Below are 19,479 nucleotides of genomic sequence, written 5' to 3'. Positions count from 1 at the left end.
GTATTCGACTTTAATTCCTCTTCTTCCGATACCAATGGCAGGAAATTCAGGGGTAAATAGTCTACTTCCTTATCCAATTCATTAAATTCCGTAAGGATGTCCTCCAATTCCTCCATAAAGCAGAGATCAAAAATTATTTCATCCTCAAATTCCGGGTCCAAATGATCCTGTATTTCCAATGAATCTTCTTTAAGGTTCGCAGCTGGCAGACTATCGTCCTTTTTTAACTCCTTATTATTCATAACTTCCGATAATTGAGTAGAATTGTCTTCTACATTATTTTCAAAATTTTTCGTGGCAATATTTTTATCAATTCCTTCTGTTGGAACATAGGTTTCTGGCGCTATGGCATTAATTGTACTTATAGCTTTACTTTTTACAAGGAAATTTGACTCTTTATTTACTATAGTTTGAAGAAATTCTAAATCTTCCTCTTTCCCTAATGAAGAAATGGTGTCGAGAATCTGTAATTTAATATCCACCTTAGAGTTTCGAAAGACAGATTTTAAAGTATACAAAGCTTCAAAAACACCGAAATCCTTAATACATTGAATGGCTTCTGATTTAATCTGGTCATTCCTATGCTTCACTAATTCAATCATAGACTTATTAGCGTCATTTTGGTTATAATGCTTAATAAGCCGAAGGGCAAATAAAACCACATCCCTGTTTTTGGAGGTAAGCCAGGCCTTAAATCGCGGAGGTGAAAAGTCCTCAAAATTCCTTAGTACATCGAGTAGTTTTAATTGTTGCCACTCTGAGATTCCATATCTTGTAGTATCTAAAAAATACGCAATGCCTTCATGCTTTAATGTAACCGTTGCTATTTGCGCTTGTTTGCGAACTACCCCTCTTTTATCATTAATAAACTTTTTTATAAATCCATAAGCAACTAATACTCTCATTTGGGCTAATTCAAGTATTCCCTTAGAAACGAGCTCCCAGCGCCAACTCTTTAATTTTTTAAAGGCATCTAGATGTAGTTCAAGGTCCTGGTATAATTTATATAAACGATTACGAGAATCACCAGAAAGATCTTTTTGAAGATCTAATAAGATCTCCGTTAATACTAATCTGCTAAATGGTGATTTCAATAGATCACGAATTTCAATTTTTAATTTTATGTATTCATAATTTTCCTCCTTAGTGGAATCTGTCTCGTAGAAGAGAAAATTGCTGATGATTGGTGCCAGGATCTTTTTTTGATGGGATACTTTCAACCTTTTAGCAGAAAGACGGTTTCTGAATATAAAAACAAATGCAAAGAATAAGATCCCGAGTCCGGAAAACAATATTGTTAAATCCCACAAAAGATCCGTATGGATCTTTGGCGCACTTATCAGCATAATGCTGCGATATGTTTGTGAGACTATTTCCAAAAATTATTTTTTATTTAACTCTCTTCCCACCCTAACCAAAAGTTCCGAAGGACTCACTGGTTTAGATATAAAGTCATTGGCTCCTAATTCAAAAGCACTAAGAACATTTTCTTCGTTTCCTGCAGACGAAATAATGATTATTGGAATCTTTGAATTCAATTGGTTTCTTACATAATCTATAAGTTCAATTCCAGAGAAATAGGGCATCATTATATCACTGACAATAATATCAGGAGTTGCCGTTTTAAGATATTCTTTTACATCCCTGCCATCTTTCGCCAAATGGACATTATAGCCCCCTTTTTGAAGTCTATAATCCAATAAAGATGCTAGCAACTCATCGTCCTCCGCTAATAACAGATTCTTCTTTACCATCCTACTCGTTTCTGTTTTTATTTAATCGTCTTAATTCTTCATCAATCATCTTTTCTGCTTTCGGATATTCCTGAACAAATCTGTTTAGCAGAAATTGCATATGTTTTATATCCTTAGTAGTCTTTGCAGTTGTATTTAATTGTTCAACGATGGAAAATAGCTCCATTGTCTGCATCATTTTTAAACCACATTTTATCTTGTGTGCTGCGAACGCAACCCCCTCTGCATCACCATCCTGGAGTTTCATTTTAACATTACCTATAAATTCAAGGGCATTTCTCTTGTAAAGACCTATCAGCTCCTCTAACATTTCTAACTCGCCCATGCAGTCTTCTAAAACAGAATTAAGGTTAAAGCTCGAATCAGATACCGTCTGATCGACCTGATTATCGTCCGATGAGGCACTAAAATTATAATTAGTTTGGGGTTCATTCCTGTTTTTAACTAATTTTGATAGTAGTTCTTCCGGGCTAAACGGCTTAAGGATGAAATCATTGATTCCATAATTTTCACATTCGTTTTTATCATCAAAGGTGAAGTCTGCCGTGAGTGCTATTATGGGTATCTCCGCCACTTCTTTTTTAGTGCTCTTTCGGATTTTTTCTGTTACTTCAAACCCACTCATTATGGGCATTCTGAGATCCATGAGTACAATATCAATTGCATTTGTTTCAAGAAGATTCAAACCGTAGACTGGATTTTCCGTAATATAGGTTTTGCAACCCCATGAGTTTAGTCGACGCTCTATAAGCCGCTGATTTAACTCATTGTCTTCAAATACCAGGATCCTCATTCCTTTTACGTCTTCCGAAGAGATTTCAGTTGGTTTAGATTTAGATATGGCAGTAATTGAACCAGTTGTATAGGGCAGCTTGAATTTAAATGTTGTACCAACGCCAAGCCTACTTTCAACTTTTATATCCCCGTTAAGTTTATCAACGATCTGCTTCACAATGTTCAATCCAAGCCCGGCGCCACCATATTTGAAAAATGTTTGCTGATTAGCTTGTTTAAATGAACCGAAAATATGTTCTAAATCCTCTTTGGAGATTCCAATTCCGGTATCGGTAACAATGAAGTCTAATACAACCTTTTCTTTTCCCTGTCTGAGTAGTTTAATTTTAAGCATTATCTCGCCCTCTTCTACAAATTTTATAGAATTCCCAAGCAGGTTTAGTAATATTTGTGATAGTTTAGAAGGATCCCCAATAAGGTTCTCAGGGATGTTCCTGTCAATGTCAACTTCGAGTTTTACATCTTTACCCAACATAAGCGTATTACAGAGATAAACAACATCCTGTATTATGCTGAAAAAATTAAAATCAAGCATCTCGAAATTTTCCAATCCAGCTGAAAGTTTGGAATATTCCAAAAGTTCGTTGATAATATCCATAAGGGAATTGGAAGCCGTTTGAATTGCGTTTACCTGATGCAGTTGGTCTTCTGAAAGTTCTCCTTCCTTTAAAAGGTCTGCAAATCCAATTATACCGCTGAGTGGGGTTCGTATCTCATGGCTAACTGTTGAAATAAGCATTTCCTGTGCCTTTTGCAACTGTTCTTTTTCTTTTATCGATTCTGATTTGGAATCCTGATTAAGTGGTATATCTTCTCCCCAAATCCTTTTTTCAAGATGGGTTTTAAAGGCTTCAAAAGATATTTTAAGACGGGTGGCTTCATCTGCAGATAATTCCTCAAATGAAAAATTATTGAGAGTCGTCTCCAGTTCCGACAATTGAGAAAGTAGGTTTTTTGGTTTCAAGGGGGTACTTTTTAGTTAATTTGATGATCGTAGATTCAAAAGTATAATTGTACGCAGGGACTTCTCAAACTCGAGTTTTATAAGCTTTATCATGTCTAAAAATCCTCATTTCCATACCCTTGAGCAATTAAATGTTACCTAGCATGCGTATTATGTTGTCAAATTGCTTTATTTGTAGGTATAAAACTTATCATATGCGACATATTACCGGCTTTTTCAGTCTTTTATCGTTGATTGGGTGCAAGGAATCCAAAACATCACAAAATTCAGACCTTGAGGCAACTGCCAGGCAGATTCATGAAAATGTAATTACGATTGATACACATGATGATATTAATGTGAAAAATTTTACGGATAGTATAAATTACACTCAGGATCTGAAGACCCAGGTTAATTTACCGAAAATGAAGGCTGGTGGGTTAAATGTGGCATGGTTTATTGTCTATACTGGTCAGGATTCCTTAAACCCTGAGGGCTATGCTAAAGCAGAGGCAAATGCCATGGCTAAATTTAAAGCTATTCATCGTTTGTGTGATACGCTGGGTTCCGCCGAAATTGATCTTGCAAGAAGTTCCAAAGAGGTTAGGACAATTCATGAAACTGGTAAGAAAATAGCCATGATTGGTGTGGAAAATGCATATCCCATTGGTGAGGATCTATCCAAATTTGAAGAATATCAAAAATTGGGAGCAAGGTATATCTCCCTTGCCCATAATGGGCATAGTCAATTTTGTGATTCTAATACAGGGGAAAAAGACAATATATGGCTATATAATGGTTTAAGTGATCTAGGTGAAAAATCTGTATATGAGATGAATAGACTGGGTATTATGATTGATATATCACATATTTCTAAGGAATCGATGATTCAGATTGTTTCCTTAACAAAAGCTCCAATAATAGCTTCCCATTCTTCTGCTCGCGCGTTATGTGATCACAGTAGAAATTTGGATGATGAGCAATTAAAACTACTGAAAGAAAATGGAGGAGTTGTACAAACGGTAGCCTTTAGCGCGTATTTAAATACTGCGAAACACGACACCAGATCAGATTATATGAAAAAATTATATAAGAAAGTGGCCGATTCTATGGGCATAGAATGGTTTGAAAGGTCTGAAATTAAAACGTTAACAGAAAAACAACAGAATGACTATTTAAAAAACTATCCCAAAGTAACGGGAAGGGCGAGAACTTTGGTTGCCAAAATGAGTGATGCCCCTCCTGAAGTGGATATTTCCGACTTTGTGGACCATATTGACTATATGGTTAAGCTGATAGGGATAGACCATGTAGGAATAAGCTCTGACTTTGATGGTGGCGGTGGTATTAAAGGATGGGCGGATGCTTCTGAAACCTTTAATGTAACTTTAGAATTGGTAAAACGAGGATATTCTGAACCCGAAATTGAAAAATTATGGGGAGGCAATTTACTAAGAGTACTGGATGAGGTACAGGAATATGCACTTTCTCAGTAAAAGTAAACCCGGCATAAACGGTAGCGAATAGTTGGAACTTAATTTGTGATTTAGACCAAAAAGGTAGTTAGGTGTCTTTATCTGTCAGTTAAAGGCAAAAGTGTTAACAAAAAATTGGGGAAGAATTGTAAATAATGTTAAGCTAACAATAAACTTTTCTTAATTACTTTTTTGTGAGGGATGAAATTGAATAGATTTAATAATCCTAAACAAAATTCATCATGCAAACAATCAGCAAATACCTAGTTGCCCTTCTTCTTTCTTTTTTCTCCAACTACGTTAATGAACCTCCAACTGAATCTGATAAGCAAGCAGGAATTCAGGAAGTACATATTAAACTTAAGAAATATTCTGATTGCAATAAGATGAAAAAGAGTTTTTCTGAATTCGAAAACTATAGTTAATTCATCATGGATCCTTCAGGAATAGCTTATCACAATTCAGATCCGGATTTCACGATTTTAAGTATCCCGCAGTGGCGGGCTGACATATATAAATTCTTGGCTGTTACATTTTGGGGAAGTTTGCCAGGAAATTTCCAAAGAAGAATTTCTGCATTTTATTCCAGGGTTTATGACAAACCTTTTACTAAATATATTATTGCTCCTTATATAAGATACTATTATAAGGATCCCGGTTACAAGGACAAATTTCTTCCTCCGGAAGGGAAGAAGGATTTTGGAAGTTTTCAGGATTTTTTTATTCGCAGGTTTAAGAAGCTACCCATAAATAAAAGTCCGTGGGTCTGGCCCTGTGAAGGCTTGCTTTGTGATGAAGGAAAAGTTTATGAATTTGGAGCATTAAAAGTTAAAAGTGATATACGCACTATAGAGACAATTTTTGGAGTTTTTAAGGGAGATATCTCACCCACTTATAGTTTTACAAATGTATTTTTACATAATAAAAATTACCACAGGATACATGCTCCTGTAAGTGGCACTATCACCAGAATCCAGCATATACCAGGAGATCTCATAGTATTACGGCCTTGGATATACAAACAAAATCCTTCCTTGCCGGCATTCAGGAACGAACGTTACAATATTGATATTACTGATAATAAAGGCAGGGTTTGGTATTTATCTATTGTTGGGGGACCTGCAGTGGGAACTATAAAACTTCCTAAGTCTATAACTTTGGAAAATAGTGTTGAAAAACTTGATGAATTGGCCTTGTTTTATTTAGGATCTACCTGCTGTATGGCAGCTCCTGAACACCCAAAATATCACTGCAAAAATGCCTTTGTAGAAGTTGGTGCTTCGTATTGATTAATTGTTATAAACATTAAGGGTTTTGGGGACATTGAGGTTAATCCCGAATTTTTCATTGATCTTCCTGATAAAGAAAGCAGACAATAAAGGAGATTCCAATTCCATATTCTGATGAATAAAGAAGTGGATGTTATTAAGTCCCAAGGTATGCCATTCCCAAAGTCGTTCTACCCATTCCTCAAGACGGTTATAGTCACTTTTATGATTTGCTCCAACAAAACGAACAAATGCCTCGTTATTGGTTAGTCTCATGTGCAAAATATCCCTTCTTCCAGCTGTATCGACCAGAACATTGGCAATATTCTTTTCTTCTAATAAATTATAGAGTTCTCCGGCCACATAGACATCATTAAACCAATCTGTATGCCGGAACTCCAAAGCGAGCGGAAATTCTTTAGGCCAGAATTCTGTCAAGCGCACTACCCTATCCCAGTTTTTTGGTCCGAAGTTGGGATGCATTTGTAAAAATATAGTTCCCAATTTATCTTTGAAGCCGGCCGTAGCCGAAAGAAAGTTGTCTAAAGCAGGGTATGCCATGTCGTTTAAGCGTCTGAGGTGGCTTACATTTTGAACAACCTTAGGGAAAAACTTAAAGTTATCCGGTACCTTATCATACCAGGAAACATATTGTTCATTGGGAAATATGCGGTAAAAGGTGGCATTGAGTTCTATGCTGTTAAATTGACTGCTGTAATATGGCAATTCTTCCTTTGTGCCACGGGGGTAAAAATTTTTTAGTTCCTGCCGATTCCATTTAGCACAACCTACATATATTTTCAAAGGGTAATTTTTAATACCAGAAGCTAATGCACCTACCAGATGAGGATGGTCTTGAGGAAGGGATAAATCTATAAGATCCGGGCGATTTACTTTACCAAATTTCATGCTGCATCTTATTACTTTTAAACGGCGATGAAATTACATATAATTCATAATACATGCATAAACGAACTTATGTAAATAAACTATCGCAATATTAACATTGAAATTTTACATGTTCATAAACCAGTTAACAACTAATTGTCCTCTTGGTGTAGCTTAGATGCCCTATTTTCTAATTTTATAGAAACTTCTTCAGATGAACCAAAGATCTGCTAACCTCCTGAGCTTAAGGCCGGAGATTCCAAACACCAAAATAACCCCTTACATGAGTAAAGACGAACAATTCCAGAACGGAACGTTACGCCCTATACTCAAATTTCAAAACCCATTATTGATCGAAGTATTTAAGAACTATATTATTAAACATAAGAATGCGTTTTATGAATTGAGCATTCAAAAGCGTTTGGATTATATAGAAAATGCCATACAAAAGGACATCAAATTCCGAAATGCACTTAAGGGAATGGTTATTGGGCAGTTTACAGTTGAAGAATATATGACCTATATTCAAAACTCATCGGCTCTCAACAAACGGATGATGAATATGGTAGTTGAACGTCTCAAGGACCAGGTACAGGCTTTCGAACCTTCAATATTAGTTTAGAAGCGATTCTCCGTTTAGGTTGGTTGTCAGGATTTCACTCATCAGATTAAAATAGGGTCTGATTGCTTTAAAGGAATTATTAACTTCTTCAATAAAACCCTTGTTCAATACCTCTTTATCAGTAAAATTTCGCACAAAAATAAAGGCTTTCTTCCTTATCAAATCAATATTAGGGTCTTCCTTATTAAATCCTTTGGGCGCTGTCTTTACTTCGTCACCTACCAGTTCACCCCAGGTATTTTTAAAGGAAGGCTTATTAATTAATTCTCTAAAAGCGGTTGCATCAAGCTCCAACTCTTTGCGGATGCGTAATAGATCTTCTTTGTTGGGTTCCCAAAAACCGGCAGCCATAAATGATTCTCCGGGTCGAATCTGCAAATAATAACCACCCCTAAGCTTTGTGCCAGCTCTTGAAAAAGAACCTGCAAAATGAGATTTATATGGAGTTTTATCTTTGGAAAATCTTACATCCCTGTAAATTCGAAACATTTTTAGTTTTTCAATTTCATCATGCTCTTTCATCTTTTCCGCCAAACTGTTATAAAATCCTTTTACACCAATTTCCAAAGATTTGAATTCAGACTTATGTTGTTCAAACCATTCGCGATTATTGTTTCTTTTTAACTCGCTCAAAAAACGTAGTACATCTTTGGCAATTACTGTATTTTCCATTCGACTAAGCGGTATAAAATTTAAGCTAAAGTTAACCATTTTGGGCTAAATGCTTTTTAATTATTGGTTAATTTTGACACTCAACTTTATACAATGGACAAGTCAATAATCGTAAAGAAAATTATCGAAAACAAAAAGCAACCTAATCTCAGATATCGGCTTAAACGGAATGTGGAAGATTTTACAGACCTTCTTTTCCTTACTTTATTTGATATTGAAACTCCCGTTGAGACAAATATTGAAACTCTTGAAATTCAATTTGATGAATTGATAAATCTTGCTTGCTGGGATGTTGAGAAACCTTGTGCCAAAATATGGGAAAATTATTTGGAAACACTGCCTATGGTCCTGGAAAAACTAAATTTAGACGCAGAGGCCATAGCCAGCTGCGACCCGGCTTCCTTATCTATTGAAGAGGTTTATATGGCTTATCCCGGCTTTTACGCAATAGCTATCTATAGACTGGCTCATGAACTATATAACAAGGGCTTTCCGCTAGTTCCCAGATTAATGACAGAATATGCACACAGACAAACTGGAGTAGACATAAATCCTGGTGCTCATATAGGAGAATCCTTTTTTATTGATCATGCCACTGGTGTGGTCATTGGAGAAACTGCAATAATTAAAAATAATGTAAAGATCTACCAGGGTGTAACATTAGGAGCTTTATATGTGGCTAAAAATTTGCAGAAGACAAAGCGCCATCCTACAATAGAGGATAATGTTACGATATATGCAAATGCCACTATTTTAGGCGGTAATACTATAATTGGAGAAAATTCGATAATTGGCGGAAACGCCTGGGTAACTTCATCTGTGGCTCCCAATTCTACAGTATTTCATAGCGCTGAAATAAAAATAAAAAGCTCGACTAATGTCTCATAGTCTTATAGATCTTATAGGGAACACCCCTCTTGTAGCCTCAAGGTCTTTAAATGTCAAGCCCGGTGTTACCCTTCTCTTTAAAATGGAAGGTCATAACCCCGGAGGTAGCGTAAAAGACAGGGCCGCTTATAATATGATTAAAAGCGGATTGAAGCGCGGTGATATTACCAGCGACAGCAAATTAATTGAAGCAACCAGCGGAAATACAGGTATTGCCCTTGCAATGATTGCTGGTATATATAAGCTAAATATTGAATTGGCAATGCCCGAAAACTCAACCAAGGAAAGAGTACAAACCATGCGTGCATATGGAGCAAAGGTTACATTAACCAATGCCGAATTGGGGATAGAAGGCGCCCGGGATTATGCAGAGGCAAAGGTAAAAGAAGATGGTTATAAAATGCTCAACCAATTTGCGAACGACGATAACTGGAAAGCACATTATAAGACAACTGGCCCGGAAATATGGAGAGATACAGCAGGGAAAGTCACCCATTTCGTATCCTCAATGGGGACCACGGGAACTATTATGGGTACCTCGACCTATTTGAAAGAACAAAACAAAAATGTATCTATTGTAGGTGTTCAGCCACAAGATGAATCTAAAATTCCAGGAATTAGAAAATGGCCCAAAGAATACCTTCCAAAGATCTTCGACCCTTCAAAAATTGATCAGATAATGGAAGTCAGCGAAGATGAAGCAAGAATTATGGCTAAACGCCTGGCTAAGGAAGAAGGTATTTTTGCGGGTATGAGTAGTGGTGGAGCCACTGCTGCCGCATTAAAACTTGCTGAGAACCTTAAAAGCGGGCTTATTGTTTCTATTATTTGCGACCGGGGTGACCGCTATTTATCTTCAGATTTATTTGACTGAAAAGCGAATAAAATTTCATGAATCCCATCTCGATAAACCTGAAATTCCTTTAAATTATTATGTTGCCCGCCCTTTATTGAAAAGAAGGTGTTTTTATCGACTGCGACAGAATTAAAAAGACGTAAGCCCGAATTATAGGGTACTATTCTATCTTCTGTGCCATGAAAAAATGCTATTGGACAGCTAACCTCTGAGATGTACTCATAAGTTTTTAATGGGTATTTTAAAAACCATTGAACAGGTAAGTACGGGAAACGGTTTTTTCCTAAATCCAAAAGACTGTAATAAGGTGTTTCCAGGATAAGGCGAAATGGGGTGTTTTGCGATGCTACCCAAGTCGCTATCCCAGTACCCAATGAACGACCGTACAATGTTATTCCCGACTCATCATAGTGTTTTAAGGCGTATTCATAAAATAGCTGTCCATCGTTAAAAAGTGATTCTTCACTAAGCTTACCAGTACTTTTTCCATAGGTCCTGTAGTCCATAATAATTACATCATAGTTTTTTTCAACAAAAAATAGTGCAATATTTCCCCAACGGGTAAGATCGCCGGCATTACCGTGGTAATAAACTATGACTCCTTCGGGTTGCTCCTGTTTAAAATGAATACCATTTAATACGGCACCGTCTGCAGCTGTTAAATATATTTCCTCAAATGGCTGGGTGAAGGAATAAGTATAGTCTGAAGGTAATTTTGAAGGTAAAAAAATTAATTTTTCCTGAAGTAAATAGAGCATAGCGGATATAAGTAAATAAGAGGATAAAAGAAATAGAACAGCTTTTTTTAGTTTAACCATTTAAACTTTTAAATTGTGTTTTACATGAATACTGGAACCTTTGAGATCAACTTTTATTGGTCTTTTCGTGATGATTTCACTTAGCATTTTGTGATAAGATTCAAATGTGTTCAAATTTTTATGCCCCCCTCCAATCACTGTATATAAGGTTGTTGAAGTTGGTTTTATCTTGGATAACTTAACACTGGTTTTGTAAGGAATCAACTTGTCATCTGTGCCATGAATAATATGAATGGGGCAATTTACGTATTGCAGCCATTTATAGGTTGGCATAGGAAATTTAAGCAAAATCGAAAGAGGCATAAAAGGAATGTATTTTTTGGCCACCTTACTAAGACTGTAATAGGGGGCATCCAGAATCAACATTCTCGGATTGTTCATAGATGCTAGTTTGGCAGCAAAACCAGAACCTAAAGAGCGACCATAAAGAATGATATACTTTTCATCTACGTTTTCCTTTATTTTATTGTATATCACTTGCATATCGCGCTTAACAGCCTTCTGTGTGCGCCTACCAGTACTTTTACCAAACCCCCTGTAATCTACCATTAAAACATCATAGCCATGCCTTGTAAAATCGACCGCAAACTTCCCCCAGCCTTTTATACTTTTGGAATTTCCCTTTAGGTAGAATACAATACCCTTAGGCTGCCGTGTTTTAAACCTGAGTCCATTTATTATTGCCCCATCTCTTGTTTCAACATTATATTCCTCTATTTCCTGATGCTCGTATTGAAAAAGAAAATCCGCAGGTAATTTTTCCGGTTTAAACATAAGGTAATCCTGCAGAAAATATAGGAGTATGTTAATTAACACATATATCAGAAGAAGCAAAACAACAATATATACCCAATTTGGCATAGAATTACATTTGTTTCAATTTACGAAAAATCTGGTTACAGGAATTATTCAAATTCAAGCTGGTGTAATACAAGACCAGAACCAGGCGCCACATAAGAAATCTTTATGTCTGTGCCGGCAAGTAAAGATGATTTAATATCATGAATGGTAAGTAGACCTTTACCCAATTGGACTAAGGCACCCATAATCATCCGAACCTGGTAGCGCATAAATCCTTTTCCACAAATTCTTAGCATATAACTTCGCTTTGGAAAAAAGCTGGCATTAATTTCTGTATTCTCTAAAATTTCACAGGAAGTTATTGTTCTTATTACTTGTTTATTCTTACCTGGTTTTGCAGTATAAGCCTTAAAATTGTGTGTGCCTGTATAAAGTGCTGCAGCCTTTATCATAAGGTCTATATCCAGATCCTCTAAAATGTTTGCCATGTAAGGAGCACAAAATGGATGGTTCTTTTCGCCATAAGAAAAAAAATAGCGATATTCCTTAGATTTACTATCTTTAATTATATTAAAGTTTTTATCGAAATTATCTACCTTAAGAACTTTAATATCAGATGGTAAGTTTTCATTAAATAATTTTATAAAATCTGACATATCCGAAATTGATGTATCTTCTAGTATCAGTTGAAAAGCCGCATTTAATGCTGAAACTTTTGCATCAGTTCTCCCTGCTCCCAGAATTTTAAATTTCTGCTGGGGAAGAATAAATTTAAGTGTTTTAAAAAGCATTCCTTCAATAGTTTTTTGTCCTGGCTGCTTTTGCCACCCACTATATCTGAATCCTAAAAACTGTACTCTAATCAAGTAATAATACCGTTTTTTCATGGGAGTTAAGATAAATAAATCTAATGTTTCTAGATTGTAATTTCTAAAACTTTGTTTTATTTCTTCAATACAGTGTCTCCTTAGTTTTACCATTTAGGATCTCGCCCAGGTCGAAACATTAAATAATATTTCAATTATGATTTACATTTTTTTGTATTTTGTATAGCATAAAACAACCTAAATCAAAACAAAATGAGTGAAAAAACTAACGCAAAACCAGCTGTCTGGTTTTGGATTGTGAGCGTTCTCGCACTATTATGGAACTTAATGGGAGTTATGGCTTATCTCGGTCAGGCTTATATGACTGATGAAATGAAAGCCGAATACCCCTCAGATCAATTAGCGCTAATAGAGAGTACTCCTGCATGGGCTACGGCTGCATTTGCTATAGCTGTATGGGGAGGACTTCTGGGATGTATTGCCCTTTTGGCAAGAAAAAAATGGGCAAAACCTGTGCTAATATTATCCCTTCTTGGCATACTTGTACAATTTGCATATTCATTTTTTATGACTAATGCTGCAGAAATTTATGGTCAGGTGCAAGGGGTAATTACTCCTTTACTCGTTATTATTATTGGCATTGCCCTGGTACAATTTGCCCGCATTGCAGAGAAACGAAATTGGATTTCTTAGAAAGAAACTAATCTCTACAAAAAGGCGCATATTTAAATTATGTGCCTTTTTATTATTTTGTCATTGTTACAAATATTTGAATTGTATACGTCACTACAGTTCTCCATTAATGCTTTAGTATTTTAAGTAATTATTTATAATGGGATGTAAGATAATAAGCAATAGAAATTCTAATAAATACCATAATCAAAGGACATACCATGGCTAATACCAATAAAAGAATGGACATTGTTGATGCTTTAAGAGGCTTCTCCCTTGCCGGAATAGTCATTGTTCATGTTGTAGAAAACTATATAGGTGCACCCTTTCCTGAAGGCGTTATGGAGGCAACACACCTGGGAATTGCCGATAACATTGTGGATGGTTTTATTTTTCTCTTTTTACGCGGTAAATTTTTTGCCTTGTTTTCGTTTTTATTCGGGCTTAGTTTTTTTATTCAAATGGCAAATGTCAAAAATAAAGAATCTAGCTTTGCTGGTCGGTTCCTCTGGCGTTTAATAATTCTTTTGGTAATAGGATATCTGCATAGTTTGTTCTACAGAGGAGATATTTTAACTATTTACGCTTTCCTTGGAATCTTTCTGATTCCTTTCTATAAGATAAACAATAAGTGGGTTCTTGGAATTACCACCCTCCTTTTTATTGGATTTGGGAGATATTTGGTTTTTGGGTTTTACGGTAATGATAACTTATTTACCCCAGGTCCTTTTGATCTTAATAGCCCGTTAATTGTGGACTACTTTAATACAATTAAAAATGGTACCCTATGGCAGGTATTTGAAACAAACGCAATAGATGGTCATCTGATGAAAATGGATTTTCAGTTAGGTATATTTTCAAGAGGGTATTTAACTTTTGGATTCTTCCTGTTAGGTTTATACGTAGGGCGTCTTCAGTTATTTAGAAATTTCATGGATCAAAAGAAACTTGTAAAGAATGTATTATGGGGCTCCGTGGTTCTATTTGTTGTTTCCATTGGGTTAATTATAGGAATTTTTTCTCAGCTTGGCCCGGAAGCTAAGTTTGATAATTGGATTGCCATGTTTGGACTTACGGCTCTCGATTTGAACAATATTGGAATGACTTTTATCATTATGGCAAGTTTTATTATTCTTTATAGAAAGAAGAAAACCGGAAAATGGCTGGCAAAATTTGCGCCTTATGGCCGCATGGCGCTAACCAATTATGTGTTCCAAAGTATATTTGGCACTTTTATCTTTTTTGGCTGGGGCCTTGGATACCTGGGTGAATTGAGGAATATCTATACTCTTTTGTTCTCTATTGTTATTATTATAGTTCAAATGGGTCTCAGCAAATGGTGGCTAGGTAAATTTTACTATGGTCCACTTGAATGGGCGTGGCGAAGCTTAACTTATTTTAGGCTCTTCCCTCTTCGTCGCAATCGCATGAATTAGATTAGAAAATGTTGCACTAAAAAGTGAAACGCTAGTGTTTTCGCAACAACTTTTTGAGGTTACTCAACATTGTTTGCTGTTCATCGAATTTTTTCAAATAAAGAATATAGGCTTGCGTTAAAAATTGCAACGAGGTTCCCCAAAGCCTTGCAACCTACTTATATGAAGGCAATTTTAAGATTTTTTTCCTGGAGAAAATGCATGGTATTATCCATTGCAGTTATCTCAATTCTTATAGTTCTCAACTTTTATGGTTTGTATACCAATAAGTTTTATTTTTTCAAATTTGATAACTATATATTTCCATTATTCACAGTTGTTCATTTTATCTTTCTATATGTCCTGTGGTTCAAAATAAAGGAGCAGGAATATACAGATCCACAAATGCGCAATTTGGAATATGCCATGTATGGAATTTTTCTTATTTACATGTTTAAAATTATGGATACCATATATATCTTACTTAGCTATACTGAGTACCAGGATCATATTATGCCAAATACATTTATACCCGTTGGCATAATTATCTTCTTTTTGCAGTTCTTTTTACTTTTCCTAACCATATTGACATTCAAACACAGAACTTTAATGGTGGGCCCATATAACTTTGATAACATTAATGAGAATATTGATTCGTGGCAATAACAATTTTCTATTATGTTGTGGCAATGCAAAAGACCTTAGATGAATTTCTAAGGTCTTTTCATTTAAAGCAATGAAACCTTGTAAGGAAAATGTGATTGTTTCGGCTAATATGATAATAATGCATCTGTATAATATCACTATTATCCTATATTGAGTCGCCTTATAAAAGGTAGCTCATTTAGTTTTAACCTTAGAGTATACCGAAAGAGCTAAGAATTGCTATGAAGACAAAAGCCCTTATTTTAAAGGGCTTTTGTTGTTTAAAATTCGTTTATAATTTACTTATAAAACTCCCATAAAGGTCTTTAAATTGATACCCTTTTTGAAATCTGCGCTTACTTAACTTTTTATTAGCGACAAGTCCCCACAATAGAAATTCCTTAAGAAAAAATATATCCTCTTTGGGAATATCTGGCTGATGCCTCTTTATAAGTGTATTTAGTTCAGGAATACTATTGAGTACAGCTTCATATTCATCATCGGTTAAATTATCCATCAAGTCGAATCCCTCGCTTTCAAAGAACCAATTGATTAAGTTATCATATGGACTTTCAGCTTCTTTATGTTCCAATTTCTCAATTTTTGGAAAATAATTGGGGAACAATGTCTTAATGGCATCTTCAAAAAGAATTAGCGCAACTGTATCTGCCCCCTCCTGCTCTCCCTCATATACTAATTCTATTTTGCCAGTAATAGCCGGAATGACACCCATAAAATCACTAAGTCTTACACGGGTTTTATCTTCATCGGAGATCAATGCTCTGCGCTCTGCAGTGCTTAACAGGTTTTCAAAGGCCGTAATACTTGTTCGGGCACTTACCCCACTTTTTGAATCGACATATTCGCTATTACGGGCTTCAAAACTTATCTGTTCAAGTAAATCTTTCGCCAAGTCCGGCACATATATAGATTGTACCTGTCTCTCATCTAATTGCGCCTCCTGCTCGGTTATTCTTCTGGCAATTTCAATTTCTTCCGGGTAATGCGTAAGAATTTGAGATCCAATCCTATCCTTTAAAGGGGTAACTATACTACCCCTGTTCGTGTAATCTTCGGGATTAGCAGTAAAAACAAACTGAATATCCAGGGGTAATCTAAGTTTAAAGCCCCTTATCTGTATATCCCCTTCCTGTAAAATATTAAATAAAGATACCTGAATCCTAGACTGGAGATCCGGTAGCTCATTGATAACAAAAATGCAGCGGTTAGAACGCGGAATCATTCCAAAATGAATAACCCTGTCATCTGCATAAGATAATTTCATGTTTGCAGCTTTAATCGGATCCACATCGCCAATTAAATCTGCTACAGTCACGTCTGGTGTGGCAAGTTTTTCATAAAAACGATCTTCTCTGTGCAACCACGAAATAGGCGTTTTATCACCTTTTTCCTTGATAAGTTCTCTACTGAACCTGGATAAAGGCTTAAGAGGATCATCATTAATCTCAGACCCCGCAACAACCGGTATCCATTCATCCAGCAAGTTAACCATTAGCCTTGCCAAACGTGTTTTAGCCTGACCTCTTAGTCCTAATAAATTAATATTGTGGCGCGATAAAATGGCACGCTCTAACTCGGGAATTACCGATTCTTCATAACCCCAAATACCGTGGAAAGTCTCTTCCCCCTTACTAATTTTATCACGTAGATTCCATCTTAGTTCATCCTTTATACTCCTGCTCTGATAGCCTGCGGCTTTGAGTTCTCCTAAGGTAGATATTCTTTTAAAATCTAATTTCATAATTACATATATATTTAAAATACAACCTTTTATGTGGTTAATATAACGCTTTACTTTAATCTTTTTTTTCTATTTTGCTCGTAATCTTCAAAAATCATTTCTCCCAAACCTTCCAGACCCGTAAAAAATGCTTTTCCATTATTAGCTTCGGTAAAGTGCCTTATAAATTGTCTCAAATAAGGATCTTGTGCTATCATGAAAGTAGTTATGGGAATATGTAATTTTCTTGCCTGCCTTGCTGTATTGTAACATTTCTCAACAATAAAATCGTCGAGGCCAACACTATTTTTATAATAAGTGCCATCCGGCATCCGCAAACAACTGGGTTTACCGTCTGTGATCATGAAGATTTGCTTGTTCGTATTTCTTTTTCTCCTCAACATATCCATAGCTAGCTGTAATCCGGCTACGGTATTGGTATGGTAGGGTCCTACTTTTAAATACGGAAGATCTTTTATGGGGATTGGCCAGGCATCATTTCCAAAAACCAAAATATCAAGAGTATCTTTCGGGTACCTTGTAGTAATAAGCTCGGCCAAGGCCATGGCGACCTTTTTTGCTGGCGTAATGCGGTCTTCTCCATATAAGATCATAGAATGACTAATATCTATCATCAGGACAGTACTCATTTGAGCTTTAAAATGGGTGTCTTCAACTACAAGATCATCTTCCGTAAGGGAAAAACTATCCATACCATGATTAATTTGAGCATTTTTTAAACTTTCAGTCATAGAAATATGCTCCAAAGAATCTCCATAACGATACTCCCTAAAATCACCAGTGTGCTCGTCTCCCGGACCTGATTTTCCAGTCTTATGATTCCCTGCACCACTTCTCTTAAGTTTACCAAAAATCTGATCTAAAGCCCGCTTACGAATAATCCGCTCCATTTTGGCAGTAATAGCCAGACCAGGTTTACCTGGTTCACCTTCACCTTCACCCTCACCATTGCCCTCTTCCAATTCTTCCCTTAAGAATCCTTTTGCCTTCAGGTCCTCGATAAAATCATCAATGGTATAATTCTCATCTGTGAGTTCATACTCCTTATCCAATTCTCTTAGCCAATCCAAGGCCTCGTCCACATCACCTGAGGTATGTGTAATAAGTTCCTGAAAAATCTCAAAAAGTTTTTCAAAAGGGGTAAGCTGTGGTGCCTCGTAATTTAAAAAACGAAAGCCTTTTCCTGTTTTCATAGCCATGGTTAAAAATACTACATTTCATAAAATGCAGTATTATATTTAAGAAAACTTAAGGGTTTAGGACTATTTTGTTGAATGCCTGCTCTGGAGAAGGTCAGCTACATCACAAAGTTTAAAACCTTTAGCCTGTAATAAAATAAGGTAATGAAAAAGTAGGTCGGCACTTTCTTCAAGAAAAAGTTTGTCATTATTATCCATTGCTTCTATGACAGTTTCTACAGCTTCTTCGCCAACTTTCTGAGCAATTTTGTTAATACCACTTTTAAACAAGGAACTTACATAACTTTTTTCATTACCAGTATGCTCTTTTCTATCCGATATTATAGCTTCAAGCTGGGTTAGAAAACCAAAATTCTGATCATTCTTTTTATTCCAGCAAGTATCGCTGCCCTTATGACATGTTGGGCCAACAGGGTTTACAGAAATTAATAAGGTATCATTGTCACAATCAATTTCAATAGCCACCAATTTCAGATAATTACCGCTTTCCTCACCTTTTTGCCATATTCTTTTCTTGCTCCTGCTATAGAAGGTAACCTTTCCGGTTTCCTTAGTTTTTTTGAAGGCATCCTCATTCATATAACCAAGCATTAGCACATTTTTGGTAGTATGGTCCTGAATTATCGCTGGTACAAGTCCATCTTTATTTTTGTCAAATGCTATTTCCATAGTTCAATTCTTTTATTGCAAAGTAAAATTTATTATAGTCTAACAGGAATGCCATTATCCCTTAATTTTTTTTTAAGATCTTTTATCTCCATTTCCTTAAAATGAAATACACTGGCAGCCAGGGCAGCATCTGCATTTCCATCATTAAAGGTATCTATAAAATGCTGCATGTTTCCAGCGCCACCTGATGCAATTATGGGGATATTCCGCTCTGTTGAGAGTCTTGCCAGCGTTTTGTTTGCGAATCCTTTTTTTGTGCCATCATGGTCCATCGAGGTAAATAATATTTCACCTGCGCCTCTTTCTTCAACTTCCTTCGCCCATTGAAACAATTCTAAATCTGTAGGTACTTTGCCCCCCATAAGATGTACTTTCCATACCCCATTTATCTTCTTTGCATCTATGGCCACTACTATGCACTGAGACCCGAATTTAGCGACCAGTTCATTGATCAAATCAGGGTTTTTAACCGCCGAGGAATTTATAGAAACTTTATCTGCTCCATTATGC

The 19,479-nt window shown here is 36.0% G+C and carries 21 protein-coding genes; 9 read left to right on the top strand and 12 right to left on the bottom strand.

Going from position 1 to position 19,479, the window contains the following annotated elements:
- The 3 genes from WBN20_RS12580 to WBN20_RS12570 form a co-directional block, all read right to left on the bottom strand.
- The coding region (locus WBN20_RS12580; RefSeq protein ID WP_424281942.1) for a HEAT repeat domain-containing protein at nt 1-1,379 on the bottom strand (1,379 nt) is incomplete at its 3' end.
- Nucleotides 1,380-1,382: 3 nt separating this feature from the next.
- On the bottom strand, nt 1,383-1,754 hold the full coding sequence (locus WBN20_RS12575) for a response regulator transcription factor (protein ID WP_297703857.1): 372 nt from the start codon (nt 1,752-1,754) through the stop codon (nt 1,383-1,385).
- A 1-nt stretch (nt 1,755) separates the two neighbouring features.
- A complete protein-coding gene (locus tag WBN20_RS12570; protein WP_424281941.1) occupies nt 1,756-3,513 on the bottom strand; it encodes an ATP-binding protein in 1,758 nt (585 codons plus the stop codon).
- Between the two features lie 194 nt (nt 3,514-3,707).
- On the opposite strand from WBN20_RS12570, the gene WBN20_RS12565 reads away from it, so the two are divergent.
- The 3 genes from WBN20_RS12565 to WBN20_RS12555 all read left to right on the top strand — a co-directional run bounded on the left by WBN20_RS12565 (nt 3,708) and on the right by WBN20_RS12555 (nt 6,256).
- Nucleotides 3,708-4,988, top strand: a complete 1,281-nt coding sequence (locus WBN20_RS12565) for a dipeptidase (RefSeq protein WP_424281940.1) — start codon at nt 3,708-3,710, stop codon at nt 4,986-4,988.
- Between the two features lie 221 nt (nt 4,989-5,209).
- A complete protein-coding gene (locus WBN20_RS12560; RefSeq protein WP_424271018.1) occupies nt 5,210-5,392 on the top strand; it encodes a hypothetical protein in 183 nt (60 codons plus the stop codon).
- 6 nt (nt 5,393-5,398) lie between these two features.
- Nucleotides 5,399-6,256 carry a phosphatidylserine decarboxylase gene (locus tag WBN20_RS12555; protein ID WP_424281939.1) on the top strand — a complete coding sequence of 286 codons (858 nt, stop codon included), beginning with the start codon at nt 5,399-5,401 and terminating at the stop codon, nt 6,254-6,256.
- Here the strand turns inward: WBN20_RS12555 and WBN20_RS12550 are convergent, their stop codons facing one another.
- A complete protein-coding gene (locus WBN20_RS12550) occupies nt 6,257-7,144 on the bottom strand; it encodes a DUF72 domain-containing protein (RefSeq protein WP_424281938.1) in 888 nt (295 codons plus the stop codon). It abuts the gene before it with no gap.
- 193 nt (nt 7,145-7,337) lie between these two features.
- Here WBN20_RS12550 and WBN20_RS12545 point away from each other — a divergent pair, with 193 nt between their 5' ends.
- Entirely contained in the window at nt 7,338-7,745 is a 408-nt protein-coding gene (locus tag WBN20_RS12545) for a glyoxalase (protein ID WP_424281937.1), read from the top strand.
- Here the strand turns inward: WBN20_RS12545 and WBN20_RS12540 are convergent.
- On the bottom strand, nt 7,737-8,417 hold the full coding sequence (locus tag WBN20_RS12540) for a DUF2461 domain-containing protein (protein ID WP_424281936.1): 681 nt from the start codon (nt 8,415-8,417) through the stop codon (nt 7,737-7,739). The genes WBN20_RS12545 and WBN20_RS12540 overlap by 9 nt on opposite strands.
- 93 nt (nt 8,418-8,510) lie before the next feature.
- Here WBN20_RS12540 and epsC point away from each other — a divergent pair, with 93 nt between their 5' ends.
- Both epsC and cysM read left to right on the top strand, forming a co-directional pair.
- Nucleotides 8,511-9,305, top strand: a complete 795-nt coding sequence (gene epsC / locus WBN20_RS12535; protein WP_424281935.1) for a serine O-acetyltransferase EpsC — start codon at nt 8,511-8,513, stop codon at nt 9,303-9,305.
- Nucleotides 9,295-10,179: a cysteine synthase CysM gene (gene cysM / locus WBN20_RS12530; RefSeq protein ID WP_424275383.1), complete on the top strand. Its 885-nt coding sequence runs from the start codon at nt 9,295-9,297 to the stop codon at nt 10,177-10,179. Before epsC ends, cysM begins: the two co-directional genes overlap by 11 nt.
- On the opposite strand, the gene WBN20_RS12525 is transcribed toward cysM, so the two are convergent.
- Genes WBN20_RS12525 through truA form a run of 3 tightly spaced genes read right to left on the bottom strand, consistent with a single transcriptional unit; the run spans nt 10,152 to nt 12,667 of the window.
- Nucleotides 10,152-10,979 carry an alpha/beta hydrolase gene (locus WBN20_RS12525; RefSeq protein WP_424275382.1) on the bottom strand — a complete coding sequence of 276 codons (828 nt, stop codon included), beginning with the start codon at nt 10,977-10,979 and terminating at the stop codon, nt 10,152-10,154. The two genes, cysM and WBN20_RS12525, sit on opposite strands and share 28 nt — an antisense overlap.
- On the bottom strand, nt 10,980-11,840 hold the full coding sequence (locus WBN20_RS12520) for an alpha/beta hydrolase (protein WP_424281934.1): 861 nt from the start codon (nt 11,838-11,840) through the stop codon (nt 10,980-10,982).
- Between the two features lie 44 nt (nt 11,841-11,884).
- The gene (truA, locus tag WBN20_RS12515) at nt 11,885-12,667 is read right to left on the bottom strand and encodes a tRNA pseudouridine(38-40) synthase TruA (RefSeq protein WP_424272654.1); all 783 of its coding nucleotides are present in this window, start codon (nt 12,665-12,667) and stop codon (nt 11,885-11,887) included.
- A 192-nt stretch (nt 12,668-12,859) separates the two neighbouring features.
- On the opposite strand from truA, the gene WBN20_RS12510 reads away from it, so the two are divergent.
- The 3 genes from WBN20_RS12510 to WBN20_RS12500 all read left to right on the top strand — a co-directional run bounded on the left by WBN20_RS12510 (nt 12,860) and on the right by WBN20_RS12500 (nt 15,360).
- Complete coding sequence (locus WBN20_RS12510; RefSeq protein ID WP_424281933.1) at nt 12,860-13,300, top strand: hypothetical protein; 441 nt, start codon at nt 12,860-12,862, stop codon at nt 13,298-13,300.
- Between the two features lie 200 nt (nt 13,301-13,500).
- Entirely contained in the window at nt 13,501-14,715 is a 1,215-nt protein-coding gene (locus tag WBN20_RS12505) for a DUF418 domain-containing protein (protein ID WP_424281932.1), read from the top strand.
- A 201-nt stretch (nt 14,716-14,916) separates the two neighbouring features.
- Entirely contained in the window at nt 14,917-15,360 is a 444-nt protein-coding gene (locus WBN20_RS12500) for a hypothetical protein (protein WP_424281931.1), read from the top strand.
- 271 nt (nt 15,361-15,631) lie between these two features.
- Here WBN20_RS12500 and WBN20_RS12495 read toward each other — a convergent pair whose 3' ends face one another.
- The 4 genes from WBN20_RS12495 to hisF form a co-directional block, all read right to left on the bottom strand.
- Nucleotides 15,632-17,101, bottom strand: a complete 1,470-nt coding sequence (locus WBN20_RS12495) for an AAA family ATPase (protein ID WP_424271040.1) — start codon at nt 17,099-17,101, stop codon at nt 15,632-15,634.
- 50 nt (nt 17,102-17,151) lie between these two features.
- Nucleotides 17,152-18,300, bottom strand: coding sequence for a vWA domain-containing protein (locus tag WBN20_RS12490; protein ID WP_424273466.1), 1,149 nt, complete (start codon nt 18,298-18,300; stop codon nt 17,152-17,154).
- Nucleotides 18,301-18,363: 63 nt separating this feature from the next.
- The gene (gene hisIE / locus WBN20_RS12485; protein WP_424281930.1) at nt 18,364-18,969 is read right to left on the bottom strand and encodes a bifunctional phosphoribosyl-AMP cyclohydrolase/phosphoribosyl-ATP diphosphatase HisIE; all 606 of its coding nucleotides are present in this window, start codon (nt 18,967-18,969) and stop codon (nt 18,364-18,366) included.
- Between the two features lie 32 nt (nt 18,970-19,001).
- A partial coding sequence (hisF, locus tag WBN20_RS12480) for an imidazole glycerol phosphate synthase subunit HisF (protein WP_424281929.1) occupies nt 19,002-19,479 on the bottom strand: 478 nt, incomplete at its 5' end.

This window comes from Eudoraea sp. (genome assembly GCF_049665975.1).
In the GTDB taxonomy this organism is placed as follows: Bacteria; Bacteroidota; Bacteroidia; order Flavobacteriales; family Flavobacteriaceae; genus Eudoraea.
The sequence above is the reverse complement of the archived record's forward strand: the minus strand, read 5'-3'. Positions and strand labels throughout refer to the sequence as shown.